At 73.5% G+C, this 14,632-nt stretch carries 16 protein-coding genes; 4 read left to right on the top strand and 12 right to left on the bottom strand.

Translation table 11 applies throughout. From position 1 onward, the window contains the following. Positions 1 to 304 precede the first annotated feature (304 nt). Positions 305 to 901 carry an SCO3374 family protein gene (locus tag ACGFZF_RS07630; protein ID WP_393551880.1) on the top strand — a complete coding sequence of 199 codons (597 nt, stop codon included), beginning with the start codon at positions 305 to 307 and terminating at the stop codon, positions 899 to 901. Here ACGFZF_RS07630 and ACGFZF_RS07635 read toward each other — a convergent pair. From ACGFZF_RS07635 to ACGFZF_RS07680, 10 genes are all read right to left on the bottom strand, one after another. Next, entirely contained in the window at positions 880 to 1,215 is a 336-nt protein-coding gene (locus ACGFZF_RS07635; protein WP_147979058.1) for an Lsr2 family protein, read from the bottom strand. The genes ACGFZF_RS07630 and ACGFZF_RS07635 overlap by 22 nt on opposite strands. A gap of 144 nt (positions 1,216 to 1,359) precedes the next feature. Continuing rightward, positions 1,360 to 1,899 (bottom strand): amino-acid N-acetyltransferase, encoded by a 540-nt coding sequence (locus ACGFZF_RS07640; protein WP_147979057.1) that lies wholly within the window; start codon positions 1,897 to 1,899, stop codon positions 1,360 to 1,362. A 9-nt stretch (positions 1,900 to 1,908) separates the two neighbouring features. Beyond that, complete coding sequence (locus ACGFZF_RS07645; RefSeq protein ID WP_356603791.1) at positions 1,909 to 2,331, bottom strand: BlaI/MecI/CopY family transcriptional regulator; 423 nt, start codon at positions 2,329 to 2,331, stop codon at positions 1,909 to 1,911. Between the two features lie 121 nt (positions 2,332 to 2,452). Beyond that, positions 2,453 to 2,635 carry a hypothetical protein gene (locus ACGFZF_RS07650; protein WP_147979055.1) on the bottom strand — a complete coding sequence of 61 codons (183 nt, stop codon included), beginning with the start codon at positions 2,633 to 2,635 and terminating at the stop codon, positions 2,453 to 2,455. Positions 2,636 to 2,649: 14 nt separating this feature from the next. Then, positions 2,650 to 3,231, bottom strand: a complete 582-nt coding sequence (locus ACGFZF_RS07655) for a hypothetical protein (RefSeq protein WP_393552941.1) — start codon at positions 3,229 to 3,231, stop codon at positions 2,650 to 2,652. Between the two features lie 208 nt (positions 3,232 to 3,439). Beyond that, a complete protein-coding gene (locus tag ACGFZF_RS07660; RefSeq protein WP_147979053.1) occupies positions 3,440 to 4,246 on the bottom strand; it encodes a type III pantothenate kinase in 807 nt (268 codons plus the stop codon). Next, a complete protein-coding gene (gene nadC / locus ACGFZF_RS07665) occupies positions 4,246 to 5,289 on the bottom strand; it encodes a carboxylating nicotinate-nucleotide diphosphorylase (RefSeq protein ID WP_356776350.1) in 1,044 nt (347 codons plus the stop codon). Before nadC ends, ACGFZF_RS07660 begins: the two co-directional genes overlap by 1 nt. 3 nt (positions 5,290 to 5,292) lie before the next feature. Then, the gene (locus ACGFZF_RS07670) at positions 5,293 to 6,999 is read right to left on the bottom strand and encodes an L-aspartate oxidase (RefSeq protein WP_393551884.1); all 1,707 of its coding nucleotides are present in this window, start codon (positions 6,997 to 6,999) and stop codon (positions 5,293 to 5,295) included. Then, positions 6,996 to 8,057 carry a pantoate--beta-alanine ligase gene (panC, locus tag ACGFZF_RS07675; protein WP_393551886.1) on the bottom strand — a complete coding sequence of 354 codons (1,062 nt, stop codon included), beginning with the start codon at positions 8,055 to 8,057 and terminating at the stop codon, positions 6,996 to 6,998. The genes ACGFZF_RS07670 and panC overlap by 4 nt, the downstream gene beginning before the upstream one ends. Then, positions 8,054 to 8,965 carry a Rossmann-like and DUF2520 domain-containing protein gene (locus ACGFZF_RS07680; RefSeq protein ID WP_393551888.1) on the bottom strand — a complete coding sequence of 304 codons (912 nt, stop codon included), beginning with the start codon at positions 8,963 to 8,965 and terminating at the stop codon, positions 8,054 to 8,056. Before ACGFZF_RS07680 ends, panC begins: the two co-directional genes overlap by 4 nt. A 125-nt stretch (positions 8,966 to 9,090) precedes the next feature. On the opposite strand from ACGFZF_RS07680, the gene ACGFZF_RS07685 reads away from it, so the two are divergent. After that, positions 9,091 to 10,272, top strand: a complete 1,182-nt coding sequence (locus ACGFZF_RS07685; protein WP_393551890.1) for a threonine aldolase family protein — start codon at positions 9,091 to 9,093, stop codon at positions 10,270 to 10,272. 56 nt (positions 10,273 to 10,328) lie between these two features. Here the strand turns inward: ACGFZF_RS07685 and ACGFZF_RS07690 are convergent, their stop codons facing one another. Then, positions 10,329 to 11,006, bottom strand: coding sequence for a response regulator transcription factor (locus tag ACGFZF_RS07690; RefSeq protein ID WP_356603778.1), 678 nt, complete (start codon positions 11,004 to 11,006; stop codon positions 10,329 to 10,331). Positions 11,007 to 11,085: 79 nt separating this feature from the next. Further along, positions 11,086 to 12,291 carry a sensor histidine kinase gene (locus tag ACGFZF_RS07695; RefSeq protein WP_356603776.1) on the bottom strand — a complete coding sequence of 402 codons (1,206 nt, stop codon included), beginning with the start codon at positions 12,289 to 12,291 and terminating at the stop codon, positions 11,086 to 11,088. A 97-nt stretch (positions 12,292 to 12,388) separates the two neighbouring features. Between ACGFZF_RS07695 and ACGFZF_RS07700 the strand changes: the two genes are divergently transcribed. Next, positions 12,389 to 13,384: an SAM-dependent methyltransferase gene (locus tag ACGFZF_RS07700; protein ID WP_393551893.1), complete on the top strand. Its 996-nt coding sequence runs from the start codon at positions 12,389 to 12,391 to the stop codon at positions 13,382 to 13,384. Positions 13,385 to 13,474: 90 nt separating this feature from the next. Continuing rightward, on the top strand, positions 13,475 to 14,617 hold the full coding sequence (locus tag ACGFZF_RS07705; RefSeq protein ID WP_356603772.1) for an NADH-quinone oxidoreductase subunit D: 1,143 nt from the start codon (positions 13,475 to 13,477) through the stop codon (positions 14,615 to 14,617). Positions 14,618 to 14,632: the final 15 nt, after the last annotated feature.

Raw genomic sequence — 14,632 nt, forward strand, 5'->3', positions numbered from 1 at the left:
AAATGCTCCAACCCGATGGTGCGAGACGATGTTCCCGCAGGCCAAGCAGTTACCCGTGCCATCTGTACGCCGATGGCGAACGTGAGACGCCCAAGCCCGCGGGTTGCCCCTTCCCACTAGGAATGTCTTACCCGTCAGGACTGACACTCCATGCAGCACACCCCGGTTCCCTCCGCTACGGGCGAACATCCTTGCGCTCTCGAATGCACCCGTACGCCCCCATCATGGACACTCTGCGCACCTGATCGAGGACGCTGGGTCACCACGGGCGTAACCAGGAAGCCGTCCCGGCCGTTCCCCGGGTATGGCCCTCACCGTTCCGCCTCCCTGCTCGCCGCGCGACGGCGGTGTGGCGCGGTGGTACGAGCACGAGCTCGGCTGGGCCACCTCGTCCGGGTCGGGACAGCCCGTGCAGCTCGTGACGGGGCTGCGCTTCGACGTCCTGGAACTGCCCGCCACTGCCGGCCGTGCCGTCCTGCGCAGGGCGGGAGCGGGCGTCGGGCCGGTGGCCCTCATGGGGCGGCGGATGCGGCTCCTGGTGGCCGCGGGGAGCGCGGAGGAGCTGCCGGGGCTGCTCGACTGGCTGGAGTGGGGCGGGATCACGCTGGATCTCGCCGCGCTGGGCGCGGGCGGCCGGATGACCGCCCCCGTCCCCCCGGGATGGGGCGGCCCCGGCGCACCGGGCGCCGCGGTGTGGCTGCGGGCCCCGGAGCCCGGGCGTGAGGTGGAGTCCTCCCTGCCGGCCCTGCAGGCCGTCGCACGGGGCGGTGCGGGCGCCCCCTGCCTCGTGCGCCTCGTGGCCGCCGCGGCAGCGGAGTGCCATCGGGTGCGGCTGCTGAGCGCGGCCGCCGGCGAACCGGCCGCTCAGCAGCTGGCGCCTCAGCGGTTCGCGTCCTCGTAGGCCGCCTTGATCTCGGCAGGCACGCGACCGCGGTCGTTCACGTTGTAGCCGTTCTCCTTGGCCCACGCGCGGATCTTCGCGGTGTCCGGGCTGCCGCCGGCGGCGACGCGGCCCTTTCCACGCGTACCGGCACTGCGGCCACCGGTGCGCCGACCGCTCTTGGTGTACGGCTCGAGCAGGCCACGGAGCTTGTCCGCGTTGGCGGTGGTGAGGTCGATCTCGTAGGTCTTGCCGTCCAGCGCGAACGTCACGGTCTCGTCCGCCTCGACACCGTCGAGGTCATCGACAAGAAGGACCTGAACCTTCTGTGCCACCGGATTTCCTTTCATCGAAAATGCAGTACGCGGAAAGGAAACCGCTTTTCCCGGAAAAACACAAACCCCCGGCAGAGGTTCAGAAGCCCGGCAACGCGGGAAACATGCGCGATTCGGACATAGGGTTCCGGAGGTTCGTCACGGTCACAGGTGCAGAAGCATCCGACTGTTACCCAAGGTGTTCGGCTTCACTCGTTCGAGACCCAGGAACTCGGCGACACCCTCGTCATAGGAACGCAGGAGCTCGCTGTAGACATCTCCGTCCACCGGAGTCTCCCCGATCTCGACGAAGCCGTGCTTCGCGAAGAAGTCGACTTCGAAGGTCAGGCAGAATACCCGGCGCACCCCGAGCCATCGGGCGGTGTGCAGCAACTTGTCGAGCACGAGATGACCCACTCCGGCGCCCTTGAACTCGGGATCGACCGCGAGAGTACGCACTTCGGCAAGGTCTTCCCACATCACGTGGAGTGCGCCGCAGCCGACGACGACTCCGTCCTCGTCGCGTTCGGCGACCCAGAACTCCTGGATGTCCTCGTAAAGCGTCACGGTCGCTTTGTCGAGCAGGATGCCGCGCCCCACGTACGGGTCGACGAGCCGGCGAACGGCGGCGACGTCGCCGGTGCGGGCCCGGCGTACGGTGACGGTTTTCGGGGCGGGTGCGGAAGCGGGCACGGAGGACTGCATGAGGGGACGCTATCGCCCCTCGGACCCCGTCCCACCGGCACCCTCCGCCGGTGGCGCGGCGGCCTCGGGGGCGTTGTACCCGACCACGCGGATCGCGTCGCCGAGCGCCTCGCGCTGTTCGGGCGACATCATGCCGAAGAACGCGACGAGCGCCGCGGCGGGGTTGTCGCTCTGCGACCAGGCTTCGTTCATCAGCGCGGCCGAGTAGGCGGCGCGAGTGGAGACCGCGGTATATCGATAGGCGCGCCCGTCGACTTCCCTGCGCACCCAGCCCTTCTGATGGAGATTGTCCATAACGGTCATGACGGTGGTGTAGGCGATGGACCGTTCCTGCTGGAGATCCTCCAGGACTTCCCGGACGGTCACCGGACGGTTCCATTGCCAGACGCGCGTCATGACGGCGTCTTCCAGCTCTCCCAATTGACGGGGCACAGGGCCACCCTAGTGCGCGATGCCGGGAATGGGCCGCCTATTGCGACCGGAAACGCAACAGACGCAACAAAAAGGACGTACGGCCTGAAATCGGCCGTACGTCCTTGGGTCGAGCGGGGTCCTACGAGGCGGTCGCGCCGCCGTCCGCCTGGCGGGCGGTCTCGGCACGGGCGAGGGCGGCGTCCACGGCCGCGTCCTCCTTGGCCTTGTTGGGGCCGCCCTGGCTCTTGACGATCGTGACGACGAGGCCGATGAAGAACGCGGCCATCACGACGGGGGGCAGGAGCGCGGATACGTAGTCCATGCCGTCCAGAGTAGCTATCCGGCGGCGCGTTCCTCGGGCGGGGGCGGGGGTACGGGCCGTCGGCGCGGCGGGAACACCTCGGAGGGCTTGGGCACCGGACGCTCGCCCGGCGGCGGCGGCTTGGGGCCGCTCGGGGTCGGCTTGGGCGGGTCGGCGGCGCGCCCACCGGGCAGCGCGAGCAGCCGGGCGCGGGGCGCGGGGGCGGTGCGCGCGCCCACCTGGGAGACGCGGGCCAGCCGGGCGCGCACCGAGCGCTCCGCGATCACCTGGCAGCGCGCCAGGAGGGCGGCGGCCCGCGGGGTGCCGCGCAGTGCGCGCAGGGCTGCGAGGTCGTCGACGCCGGGCTCGTGGCCGGCCGCGAGGGCGTCCTGGAGCAGCTCCAGGTAGCCGGCGAGGGAACCGGGCAGGGCATCGCGGTAGCGGGCCAGGTCGGCGAGGAGGAAGGCGCGCAGCCGATCCGCCTCGCGGACCGCCTCGTCCACGGATTCGGCGAGACGCAGGCAGTCCCGGACGTCCTCGTCCTGGAGGGGGGCAGGGTTGAGGGCGGTGGCGAGGGCGCGTCGGAGCACACGCAGCTCGTCCGCACTGAACACCATGCCGCCGCGGGATCCGTATGGCGTGGGCATGGGGTGACGATACGCGCTAATCGGACAATTTCTGACTTATTGATCACTTCGGGCGCGGCGCGGGGGCGGGCCGGCCGGGGCGCGGCGACCGGCCCCGCGGGGGCCCGAACCGGGCGGCGGCCGGGAGGACGCGAGCGGGGCGGCCGCCGTCGGCCGCCGCCCCGCTCCTCCCCGCCTCCTACATGCGGGAGACGTTCCGCTCGTAGACCAGGCGCAGACCGATCAGGGTCAGCCACGGCTCGTGCTCGTCGATCTCCTTGGCGTCGGCCAGGACCATCGGGGCCAGACCGCCCGTCGCGATCACCGTGACGTCCGAGGGGTCGCCGTCGCGGCCCACCAGCTCGCGCTTCATCCGGGACACCACGCCGTCGACCTGGCCCGCGTAGCCGTAGACGATGCCCGACTGCATCGCCTCGACGGTGTTCTTGCCGATGACGCTGCGCGGCCGGGCCAGCTCGATCTTGCGGAGCATCGCGCCCCGGACGCCGAGCGCCTCGACCGAGATCTCGATGCCCGGCGCGATGGCACCGCCCGCGTACTCGCCGCGTGCGGTGATCGCGTCGTAGGTGGTCGCCGTGCCGAAGTCGACCACGATCGCCGGGCCGCCGTAGAGCTCGACGGCGCCGACGGCGTTGATGATCCGGTCCGCCCCGACCTCCTTGGGGTTGTCCGTGAGGATCGGGACGCCGGTCTTCACGCCCGGCTCCACCAGGACGGCGGGCACGTCGCCGTAGTAGCGGCGCGTCACCTCACGCAGCTCGTGCAGGACCGAGGGGACGGTCGCGCAGATCGAGATGCCCTCGATGCCGTCGCCGAGCTCCATCCCGAGCAGCGGGTGCATGCCCATCAGGCCCTGCAGCAGGACCGCCATCTCGTCGGCCGTGCGGCTCGGATCCGTCGAGATCCGCCAGTGCTCGACGATCTCCTCGCCGTCGAACAGGCCGAGGACGGTGTGCGTGTTGCCGACGTCGATGGTGAGGAGCATCAGACAGCCGCCTCGGAGGCGTCCCGCAGGTCGAGGCCGATGTCGAGGATCGGGGACGAGTGGGTGAGCCCGCCCACCGCGAGGTAGTCCACGCCGGTCGCCGCGTAGGCCGCCGCGTTCTCCAGCGTGAGGCGGCCGGAGGACTCCAGGGCGGCACGGCCCGCGACCAGCGCGACGGCCTCCTCGGTCTCCAGCGGGGTGAAGTTGTCCAGCAGGATCAGGTCGGCGCCGGCGTCCAGGACCTCGCGGACCTGGTGCAGGGTGTCGACCTCGACCTCGATCGGCAGCTCGGGGAACAGCTCGCGCACGGCCTTGAACGCCTCGGCGACGCCGCCGGCGGCCACCACGTGGTTGTCCTTGACCAGGGCGGCGTCGGAGAGCGACATGCGGTGGTTGACGCCGCCGCCGCAGCGCACGGCGTACTTCTCCAGGGCGCGCAGGCCCGGGGTGGTCTTGCGGGTGTCGCGGACCCGGGCCCTGGTGCCCTCCAGGACGTCCGCCCACGCGCGGGTCGCGGTGGCGATGCCGGACAGGCGGCACAGGAGGTTCAGCGCGCTGCGCTCGCCGGTGAGCAGGTCCCGGGTGCGGGTGGTGACCGAGAGCAGCTTCTGGCCCGCCTCGACCCGCTCGCCGTCCTCCACGTGCCGCTCGACCTCGAAGGTCTCCGTGCAGACGATGGACAGGATCGCCTCGGCGACCCGCAGGCCGGCCACGACGCCCGCCTCGCGCGCCGTGAAGTCGGCGGTGGCCACGGCGTCCTCGGGCACGGTCGCGACGGTGGTCACGTCCACCCCGCCGTCGAGGTCCTCCTCGATCGCCAGGTGGGCGATGTCCTCGACCTGCACCGGGTCGAGGCCGGCGTCGGCGAGCAGCTGGGCGAGGGCCGGGTCGAGGCCGCACTCGTACACCTCGTCGTCGGCGCAGCCGCAGCCGTCACCGCAGCCGCCGGCATCCGCCGAGGCCGTGCCCGGGGCGCCGATCTGGATCAGGGGCACGTCCACGGGCTGCGGGCGGGCTTCTTCGGGCGTGCTGGGCGTGCTCACGGGTTACAGCTCCCTGGGGGCGTCGTCGGCGGTGGGGGGAAAGTCATGGGTCTCGGTGGTACGGAGGTCCAGCGTCCGGTCCGGTTCGAGGCGCACGACCAGGTGCCGGCGCCAGGCCGCGTCGTCCCGCTCCGGATGGTCCTCGCGCCAGTGGCAGCCCCGGGTCTCCTCGCGTCGACGGGCCGCGGCGACCAGCACCCGGGCGACGCACAGCAGGTTGGTCGTCTCCCAGGACTCGACGCCCGGCTCGGACGCCTTGTGCTCGTCGTGCTCCCCGGTGGCCGCGGCGACCGCCTCGGCGTGCAGCGTGTCCAGGCCCGCGGCCGCGGCCGCCAGGCTCTCGGCGGACCGCAGCACCCCGGCGCCGTGCGTCATGACCCGCTGGATCCTGATGCGGGCGCCCGGGTCGGGCAGCGGGAGGGTCACCGGCGAGGGGTGCGGCGCCGGGACGCCCGCGGTCCGTGCCGCCAGGGCCGTGACCTCGTCGGCGATGCGCTCGGCGAAGACCAGCCCCTCCAGGAGCGAGTTCGAGGCGAGCCGGTTGGCCCCGTGGACGCCCGTGCAGGCGACCTCGCCGCACGCGTACAGGCCCGGGACGGTGGTGCGGCCCCGCAGGTCGGTGCGCACGCCGCCGGAGGCGTAGTGGGCCGCCGGGGCGACCGGGATCGGCTCGGAGACGGGGTCGATGCCGTGGGCGCGGCAGGCGGCCAGGATCGTGGGGAAGCGGTTCTCCCACATCTCGGCGCCGAAGTGGCGGGCGTCGAGGTACATGTGCTCGGCGCCCTTCTCCTGCATCCGGCGCATGATCGCCTTGGCGACGATGTCGCGGGGGGCCAGCTCGGCCAGCTCGTGCTGCCCGAGCATGAACCGGACGCCGTCCGCGTCGACGAGGTGCGCGCCCTCGCCGCGTACCGCCTCGGAGACCAGCGGCTGCTGGCCCTCGGAGTCGGCGCCCAGGAAGAGCACGGTGGGATGGAACTGGACGAACTCCAGGTCCGAGACCTCGGCGCCGGCGCGCAGCGCGAGCGCGACGCCGTCGCCGGTGGAGACCGCCGGGTTGGTGGTCGCCGAGAAGACCTGGCCCATGCCACCGGTGGCGAGGACCACGGCCGGGGCGTGGACGGCGCCGACGCCGTCGTGCTGCCCCTCGCCCATGACGTGCAGGGTGACGCCGGCCGTGCGGCCCTCGGCGTCCGTCAGGAGGTCCAGGACGAGGGCGTTCTCGATGGTGCGCACGGCGTCGGCGCGCACCGCCTCGACGAGGGCCCGGGAGATCTCGGCGCCGGTGGCGTCGCCGCCCGCGTGCGCGATCCGGCGCCGGTGGTGCCCGCCCTCGCGGGTCAGCGCGATCGTGCCGTCGGCGGTCTTGTCGAAGTCGGCGCCGGTGGCGATCAGCCGGCGGACGGCGTCGGGTCCTTCGGTGACCAGGAGCCTGACCGCGTCCTCGTCGCACAGGCCGGCTCCGGCGACGAGGGTGTCCTCCAGGTGCTGCTCGGGGGTGTCTCCCTCGCCGAGCGCCGCGGCGATGCCGCCCTGGGCCCAGCGGGTGGAACCGTCGTCGAGGCGGGCCTTGGTGACGACGACCGTACGCAGTCCGGCGGCGGTGCAGCGCAGGGCGGCGGTCAGGCCCGCGACACCGGAGCCGACCACAACGACGTCGGCGTCGATGGACCAGCCCGGGGCGGGCGCGTGCAGCCGTATTCCGGTCACTTGGGGGCTCCGAAGGTCAGCGGGATGTTGTCGATCAGCCGCGTGGCGCCCACGCGCGCGGCGACGGCGAGGATCGCCTCGCCGTCGTGGTCCGCGCCGACGTCGGTGAAGTCGGCCGGGTCGACGAGGGCGAGGTAGTCGAGGGTCAGCGGGGGCTCCGTCTTGGCCGCGTCGTCGAGGACGGCGCGGGCCGCGGCCCGTACGGCGTCGGCGCCGCCGCCCTCGGTCGCCTGGGCGACGGCGTGCGCGTCGGCCGCGGCACGGGCCTCGCCGAGCTTGGACAGCGCCTCGGCACGGGTCTCCGAGGCGGGCAGCGAGGCGGCACGGGCGCACAGCGCCTGCTGGGCGGCGAGCCGGTCGCCGGCGGCGAACAGGGCGCGGGACAGGGACAGGGCCGTACGGCGCTCGGCGGCCGAGAGGTAGCGGTTGCGGCTGGACAGGGCCAGGCCGTCGGCCTCGCGGACGGTCGGGACGCCGACGATGTCGACCGGGAAGTTCAGGTCGCGGGCCATCCGGCGGATCAGGGCCAGCTGCTGGGCGTCCTTCTGGCCGAAGAAGGCCACGTCGGGGCGCGTCAGGTGGAGCAGCTTGGCGACGACGGTGAGCATCCCGTCGAAGTGGCCGGGCCGGGAGGCTCCTTCGAGGCGCTCGCCCATGGGGCCCGCGGTGATCCGCACCTGCGGCTCGCCACCGGGGTAGACCTCGTCGACGGCGGGGGCGAAGACGGCGTCCGCCCCGGCCGCGCGGGCCACCTCGAGATCGGCGTCGAGGGTCCGCGGATACCGGTCGAGGTCCTCGCCGGCCCCGAACTGGAGCGGGTTGACGAAGACGGTGACGACGACGAACCCGTCGGGCCCGACGTGCTCGCGGGCCGTCCGGACGAGCGTGGCGTGCCCCTCGTGGAGGGCGCCCATGGTCATGACGACGGCGCGCCGGCCGGGGCCCGGCAGCGCGTGCAGGGCCTCGGCAGTACGGACGGGAGCGAACGGCGCCGGGGCCGCGGGGGCCGGCGCGACGGCGCCCGGCGCCGGGGCCGCCGTGGACGGGGTGGTCTTCATCGGGCTTCCCCCTCGGCGAGCACGTCCAGCAGTTCCTCGGCCAGTTCGGGCTTGAGCAGGCCGTGCGCGAGCGCCCGGTCTGCGGTGGTGCGGGCCATCGCCAGATAGCCGGAGACGGTCCCGGGGGCGTGCTTGCGCAGCTCGGCCACGTGCGCGGCGACCGTGCCGGCGTCACCGCGGGCGACCGGGCCGGTGAGCGCCGCGTCGCCGGACCGCAGGGCGTTGTCCAGGGCGGCGCCGAGGAGCGGGCCGAGCATCCGGTCGGGGGCGGAGACCCCGGCCGTGCGCAGCAGGTCCATGGACTGGGCGACCAGCGTGACCAGGTGGTTCGCGCCCAGGGCGAGGGCCGCGTGGTAGAGCGGGCGGGCCTCCTCCTCGATCCATTCGGGCTCGCCGCCCATCTCGATGACCAGGGCCTCGGCGGCCAGCCGCAGCTCCACGGGCGCGGTGACGCCGAACGAGCAGCCGGCCAGCCGCTGGATGTCGACGGAGGTCCCGGTGAAGGTCATCGCCGGATGCAGGGCCAGCGGCAGCGCGCCGGCGCGGCGGGCCGGGTCCAGGACCTTCACCCCGTACCGCCCGGAGGTGTGCACCAGGAGCTGTCCGGGCCGTACGGCCCCGGTCTCGGCGAGTCCCTCGACGAGACCCGGCAGGGCGTCGTCGGGAACGGTCAGCAGGACGAGGTCGGCGCGGGCGAGCACCTGGGCGGGCGGGACGACCGGAACGTCCGGCAGCAGCGAAGCGGCCCTGCGCAGGGAGGCGTCGGAGACCGCGGACACGGCGACGGGACGGTGCCCGGCCAGCTTGAGGGAGGCGGCCAGTGCCGGCCCCACCCGGCCCGCTCCCACGACTCCGACGGTGAGTCGTGCGGGTCGGTCCTCGGCTCGGGGTTCTGCTGGTTGGTTCACGCGGCTACGGCCTTCCGTTCCAGTCCGCGGTGGGTACCGGACGATTTCTGGTCATGCTACGCCAGCGTTTCGCGCGTGCTCGTGGCCTGTCCACAGGGTGTGGGCGACGGTGTGATGATCGGTTCATGGATGAGGTGGGCGAGACGGACGAGATGAACGAGCCGGAGCCGGACGAGCGTCGGCGCAGAGCCGCCGCGTGGTCCGGCGCGAGCCGCAGGCTCTGGGACACACCGGTGGAGCGGACGGTCGGCGAACGCCTGGACCAGCTGGCGGAACTCGCCCGCCGGGGGCACGCCTTCACCGATCCGCACGAACTGGTCGACACCTACGGCGGCGGTCCGGTCGCCGAGGTGGAGCGGCGGGTGGCCGAGCTGCTGGGCTTCCCCTCGGCCGTCTTCTTCCCCACCGGCACCATGGCCCAGCAGGTCGCGCTGCGCTGCTGGGCCGGCCGCACGGGCAGCGACGTGGTCGCCCTGCACCCGCTCGCCCATCCCGAGGTCCACGAGGACGGGGCGCTGGTCGCGCTCACGGGACTGCGCACCGTCCACCCCACGGGCGAGCCGCGGCTGCCCACGGCGCAGGAGGTCCGCGACCACCCGGAGCCGTTCGGCACGCTGATGCTGGAGCTGCCCCTGCGGGACGCCGGCTTCGTGCTGCCGACCTGGGACGAGCTGGTCGACGTCGTGGACGCGGCCCGCGAACGTGACGCAGTGGTGCACGTCGACGGCGCGCGCCTGTGGGAGTGCGCCCCTCACTTCGGGCGCACACTGCCCGAGATCGCGGGCCTCGCGGACAGCGTCTACGTGTCCTTCTACAAGTCCCTGGGCGGGATCTCGGGAGCCGCCCTCGCCGGCCCCGAGGACCTGGTCGAGGAGGCCCGGGTGTGGCTCCACCGCTACGGCGGCCTGGTCTTCCAGCAGTTCCCGACGGCCCTGGCCGCGCTCCACGGCCTGGCCGTGGAGCTGCCCAGGCTCCCCTCGTACGTGGCGCACGCCCGGGTGGTCGCGGACGGGCTGCGGGCGGGCTTCGAGGAGGCGGGGGTGCCGTGGTTCCGGGTCCACCCCGGGATCCCGCACACCCACCAGTTCCAGGTCTGGCTCCCCTACGACCCCGAGACGCTGACGGCGGCCTCGGTCGCGCTGGCCGAGACCTCCGGCACGGTCCTGTTCCGCCGCTGGTTCTCCCCCGGCGCCGGCGGGCCGCCGGGCGTGGCGGCGACCGAGGTGACGGTGGCCGGGCCGGCGCTCGACTGGACCGGGGCCGACGTCCGCGAGGCGGTCGCGGCCTTCCTCTCCCACCTCGCCTGACCGGCTCGCGGCACCGGCCCTCGCCCACCGGGGGCCGCCGCCCGCCGGGGCACACCTCAGGCCCGGCCGGTGCCGCCCGCCCGCACCAGGCCGGTCTCGTACGCCAGGACCACGACCTGCACCCGGTCGCGCAGGTCCAGCTTGGTGAGGATCCGGCCGACGTGGGTCTTCACCGTGGCCTCCGACAGCACCAGCCGGGCCGCGATCTCCCCGTTCGACAGTCCCTGCGCGACCAGGAGCATCACCTCGCGCTCCCGGTCGGTGAGCCGGTCGATCTCCTTGTGCTCGGGGTCCTTGCCCGTCGTCGGCAGCATCGGCGAGAAGCGGTCGAGCAGCCGGCGGGTGGTCGAGGGCGCCACGACCGCGTCCCCGCTGTGCACGGAGCGGATCGCGCCGAGCAGCTCGGCCGGCGGCACGTCCTTCAGCATGAAGCCGCTCGCGCCCGCCTTCAGCCCGGAGAAGGCGTACTCGTCCAGGTCGAAGGTGGTCAGGATCAGCACCTTGGGGGCGTCGGGCTGCGCACAGATCCGCCGCGTCGTCTCGACCCCGTCGAGCTTCGGCATCCGGACGTCCATCAGCACCACGTCCACGGCCGTGGAGCGCAGCACGGCCAGCGCCTCCACGCCGTCGCCCGCCTCGGCCACGACCTCCATGTCCGGCTGGGCGGCGAGCACCATGCGGAAGCCGGTGCGCAGCAGCACCTGGTCGTCGACGAGCATCACGCGGATGGACATGTGGGTTCCTTAGGAGCGGCGGTCTGGAGGGCGTCCGGTCGATCGCGTCGGGAGCCCGGCACGATCGACGAGGCACCCCTTAGTGAGCGGGCTTGAGGGGGAGCAGGGCGCTGATGCGGAAGCCGCCCCCGGGACGCGGCCCCGCGTCCAGGGTGCCGCCGACCATGCCGACCCGCTCGCGCATGCCGATCAGGCCGTGGCCACGGCCGTCGGCACCCCCGTCCTCGTACATCTCGTGGGTCGCGCCCCGCCCGTCGTCCTCGACGAGCAGCCCGAGACCGTCGTCGAAGTACACCAGGCGGACACTCGCGCCGGCGTCCGGACCGCCGTGCTTGCGGGTGTTGGTCAGCGCCTCCTGGACGATCCGGTACGCGGTGAGCTCCACGCCGCTGGGCAGCGGGCGCGGGGTCCCCTCGACCCGGAAGTCGACCGTGAGGCCCGCGCCGCGGACCGTCTCGACGAGGTCCTCGATCTGCTCGACGTCGGGCTGGGGCACGTACTCCCCCGCCTCCTGGTGCTCGCCGGTGCGCAGGATGCCGAGCAGCCGGCGCATCTCGGCCAGCGCCTGGCGGCCGGTGGAGGAGATGGTCTCCAGGGCCTGCTTGGCCTGGTCGGGCGAGGCGTCCAGGACGTACGCGGCGCCGTCGGCCTGCACCACCATCACCGAGACGTTGTGGGCGACGACGTCGTGCAGTTCGCGGGCGATCCGGGCACGCTCGGCCGCGACGGCCACCTTGGCCTGCGCCTCGCGTTCCTGCTCCAGGCGCGAGGCCCGCTCCTCCAGCTGTGCGAAGTAGGCGCGGCGGGTCCGCAGGGAGTCCCCGAGGACCCAGGCGAGGACGAACGGCACGGTCATGATGACCGTGAAGAAGACGTGGGCCGCGGTGGAGTCGATCTCCTCCTGTTCCGGCCAGCGCACCTGGGAGAGCGTCGCGGCGCTCAGACCGCCCGCCAGCGCCAGCCGGGAGGCCCACCGCGGCCCGTCGTGCGCGGCGACGGTGTAGATGATCACGAGCATCGCGAAGTCGGCGAAGAACGGCATCAGCCCGAAGGCGAGCTGGGCGACGCCCAGGACGACCGTGAGCACCAGCATCTTCTCGGGCGCGCGCCGCCGCAGGGCCACGACCAGGCACAGCAGCGCGGCGACCACCCCGTACGCGGCGGGATGGTCCACCGCCGGGTAGGTCGAACCCACCCACAGCAGGGAGAACCCGAACAGGACGACGGCCCAGAAGGTGTCGACGCCCGTCGGGTGTCTGCGGATGAAGTCGTAGAGGCGCTGCACGTGACCCAGCGTAGGGAAGGCGGATAGGTGCAGGGGTCAACCGTGGGGTCGATCCTTGGCGTGAGGACCGTACTCCGCAAGGTGGAGACTGGGGCCTGTGACGGATGAGACGTGTCAGCGGCGGGAGCGCGAGGGGTGGCTGCGGTGGCGCGAGGCCACCGAGCGGGCGCTGTACGGGACGGGTGGTTTCTATCTGCGGCCCGAGGGCCCGGCCGGGCACTTCCGCACCTCCGTGCACGCCTCCCCGCTCTTCGCCCGGGCCGTCGCCCGGCTGCTGACGGAGGTGGCCGGGGAGCTGGGGACGGACGAGGTCGCGCTGGTCGACATGGGGGCCGGGCGCGGGGAGCTGCTGACGGGCGTGCTGGCCGCGGTGCCGCCCGGGCTCACCGTGCGGCCGTACGGCGTGGAGCGCGCCGCCCGGCCCGACGGCCTCGACCCGCGCGTGGTGTGGACGGACCGGGTGCCCCGGGGGGTGCGGGGGCTGCTCTTCGCCAACGAGTGGCTCGACAACGTGCCGGTGGACGTCGCGCAGGTCGACGCGTCGGGAACCGTCCGCTACGTGGAGGTGCGGGACGACGGCACGGAACGGCACGGCGACCCCGTGACGGGCCCGGACGCAGGATGGCTGGAGCGGTGGTGGCCGCTGCGGGAGCCGGGCGAGCGCGCGGAGATCGGACGGCCCCGGGACGAGGCGTGGGCGGACGCGGTCGACGCGCTGGCGGCGGGGACGGCGGTGGCGGTGGACTACGGGCACCTGCGGGCGGCCCGGCCGCCCTTCGGGACGCTGACGGGCTTCCGGGCCGGGCGCGAGGTGGCCCCGGTGCCGGACGGGTCGTGCGATCTGACGGCGCACGTGGCGATGGACGCGTGCGCCGCGGCCGGCGGGGAGCTGCGCACCCAGCGGGAGGCGCTGGGACGGCTGGGGGTGGCCGGCGGCCGGCCGCCGCTGGCCCTGGCGTCGAGCGACCCCGCCGCCTACGTGCGGGCGCTCGCCGCGGCGGGCGAGGCGGCCGAGCTCACCTCCCGGGGCGGCCTCGGGGACTTCCTGTGGCTGACCCGGAGCGTCCCGGCCGGGCCGGACCGGCCGGTCTGAGGGGACCGGGGCCGGCGGTCCGTCCGCGGCCCGGGCCGCGGACGGTGGACGCCCCCGACGGCGGCCGTCCGGTGCAGGGATACTGTCCCCATGACGGAGACGACGGTCGGAATCGGCGGGGCGGCGGAGAGCACCGACATGGTGCTGAACATCGGGCCGCAACATCCCTCGACCCATGGTGTGCTCCGCCTCCGGCTCGTCCTGGACGGCGAGGTCATCCGGCAGGCCGAGCCCGTGATCGGCTACATGCACCGCGGCGCCGAGAAGCTCTTCGAGGCGCGCGACTACCGCCAGATCGTCATGCTCGCCAACCGCCACGACTGGCTGTCGGCCTTCTCCAACGAGCTCGGTGTCGTCATGGCCGTCGAGCGGATGCTCGGCATGGAGGTCCCCGAGCGTGCCGTGTGGACCCGCACGCTGCTCGCCGAGCTGAACCGGGTGCTGAACCACCTGATGTTCCTCGGCTCGTACCCCCTGGAACTGGGCGGCATCACCCCGGTCTTCCACGCCTTCCGGGAGCGCGAGGAGCTCCAGGCCGTGATGGAGGAGGTCTCCGGCGGCCGGATGCACTACATGTTCAACCGGGTCGGCGGCCTCAAGGAGGACCTGCCGGCCGGCTGGCTCGGCCGGGCCCGGCTGGCCGTCGCCGACGTCCGTTCGCGGATGGACGTGTACGACAAGCTCGTCCTCGGCAACGAGATCTTCCGCGGCCGCACCCGGAACGTCGGCGTGCTCCGGCGGGAGGCCGCCCACGCCTACGGCGTCTCCGGGCCCATCGCCCGCGCCTCCGGCGTCGACTTCGACCTGCGCCGCGACGAGCCCTACCTGGCCTACGGGGAGCTCCAGGACACCCTGCGGGTCGTCACCCGCGAGGAGGGCGACTGCCTCGCCCGCTTCGAGTGCCTGCTGGAGCAGACCCACAACTCCCTGGACCTCGCGGACGCCTGTCTCGACCGGATGGCGGAGCTCGCGCCGGGGCCGATCAACCAGCGGCTGCCGAAGGTCCTCAAGGCGCCCGAGGGCCACACCTACGCCTGGACGGAGAACCCGCTCGGCGTCAACGGCTACTACCTGGTGTCCAAGGGCGAGAAGACGCCGTACCGGCTCAAGCTGCGGTCGGCGTCGTTCAACAACATCCAGGCGCTGACCGAACTGCTGCCCGGCACGCTGGTCGCCGACATGGTGGCGATCCTCGGCTCGCTGTTCTTCGTGGTCGGGGACATCGACAAGTAGGCCGGGCGCGGTGCG

Source organism: Streptomyces sp. NPDC048338, from assembly GCF_043201055.1.
Lineage (GTDB): Bacteria > Actinomycetota > Actinomycetes > Streptomycetales > Streptomycetaceae > Streptomyces.

What these genes read in the sequence shown, in the direction of transcription:
- ACGFZF_RS07630 (WP_393551880.1), top strand. Translation starts at nt 305, where the DNA reads ATGGCCCTCACCGTTCCGCCTCCCTGCTCGCCGCGCGACGGCGGTGTG.
- ACGFZF_RS07640 (WP_147979057.1), bottom strand. Translation starts at nt 1,899, where the DNA reads ATGCAGTCCTCCGTGCCCGCTTCCGCACCCGCCCCGAAAACCGTCACC.
- ACGFZF_RS07650 (WP_147979055.1), bottom strand. Translation starts at nt 2,635, where the DNA reads ATGGACTACGTATCCGCGCTCCTGCCCCCCGTCGTGATGGCCGCGTTC.
- ACGFZF_RS07655 (WP_393552941.1), bottom strand. Translation starts at nt 3,231, where the DNA reads ATGGTGTTCAGTGCGGACGAGCTGCGTGTGCTCCGACGCGCCCTCGCC.
- ACGFZF_RS07660 (WP_147979053.1), bottom strand. Translation starts at nt 4,246, where the DNA reads ATGCTCCTCACCATCGACGTCGGCAACACGCACACCGTCCTCGGCCTG.
- panC (WP_393551886.1), bottom strand. Translation starts at nt 8,057, where the DNA reads ATGAAGACCACCCCGTCCACGGCGGCCCCGGCGCCGGGCGCCGTCGCG.
- ACGFZF_RS07685 (WP_393551890.1), top strand. Translation starts at nt 9,091, where the DNA reads ATGGATGAGGTGGGCGAGACGGACGAGATGAACGAGCCGGAGCCGGAC.
- ACGFZF_RS07690 (WP_356603778.1), bottom strand. Translation starts at nt 11,006, where the DNA reads ATGTCCATCCGCGTGATGCTCGTCGACGACCAGGTGCTGCTGCGCACC.
- ACGFZF_RS07705 (WP_356603772.1), top strand. Translation starts at nt 13,475, where the DNA reads ATGACGGAGACGACGGTCGGAATCGGCGGGGCGGCGGAGAGCACCGAC.